The sequence below is a fragment of the Providencia sp. JGM181 genome (genome assembly GCF_018257375.1).
Classification (GTDB): Bacteria; Pseudomonadota; Gammaproteobacteria; order Enterobacterales; family Enterobacteriaceae; genus Providencia; species Providencia lanzhouensis.
Genome location: NZ_JAERJY010000296.1, coordinates 1 through 728 on the forward strand (window position 1 = coordinate 1; position 728 = coordinate 728).

Annotated in this window: 1 protein-coding gene; it reads left to right on the plus strand. The window is 29.3% G+C overall.

Annotated elements, in window-relative coordinates; translation table 11 throughout:
• Window positions 1-147: 147 nt before the first annotated feature.
• Window positions 148-609, plus strand: coding sequence for a helix-turn-helix domain-containing protein (locus JK188_RS17615; RefSeq protein ID WP_249215494.1), 462 nt, complete (start codon window positions 148-150; stop codon window positions 607-609).
• Window positions 610-728: the final 119 nt, after the last annotated feature.

A 728-nucleotide genomic window follows, 5' to 3' on the forward strand; every position in this document is an offset into this window, starting at 1 on the left:
GCGATATATAAACCTAAAATTAACTACATATAAAGGTAATAACGGAATTTATCTCTGGCACTTTAAGCCACATTACGAGTAGGGATATCGCAACCTTTTGTAATTTATTTATTTTAACAAACTCACAGTGTTGGTAATGTGTAAATCATGCATTGGTTGAAAATATTGCCAAATTTCACCCTATTGTTTTTTACTCCTATTTTGTTTAAAAATAAAAACAGATTCGTGCTTACGCATTTGTTTTATTTAATATGTTTTGAAATTGATTCTTATTTAAGGTTTATGATGAGTTTGAAAAAAATAGAGAGAATTACAGAATCATTTTCTCAAGCTATCGCAGATGAAATTGCAAGCTTAAGAAGGAAAAGATTATTATCAGGTAGGCAATTAGGTTCACTCATTGGAGTTTCACAGCAACAAATCTCACGCTATGAAAATGGCATTTGTGAAATAACGTTATCTACTTTATGTCTTTTGCTTCATTACTTGGGTGTATCTTTAGAATCATTCTTCTTCTTTGTTTCTGAACGCATAGAAGCCAAGGAACCTGAGCTTTACGGTGAGTTTAATTTATTGTTTGAGCAACATGGTGCTCTAATTTCAAAATAAATAACCGTGGATTAACAATACTAAATTAGTGTTAAGTTTAATCTCATTTAAATTAATAGCTATTAGTGTTTCATTTCAATTAAATGAATCTCATTAATTAATAATCCACATTATTAATC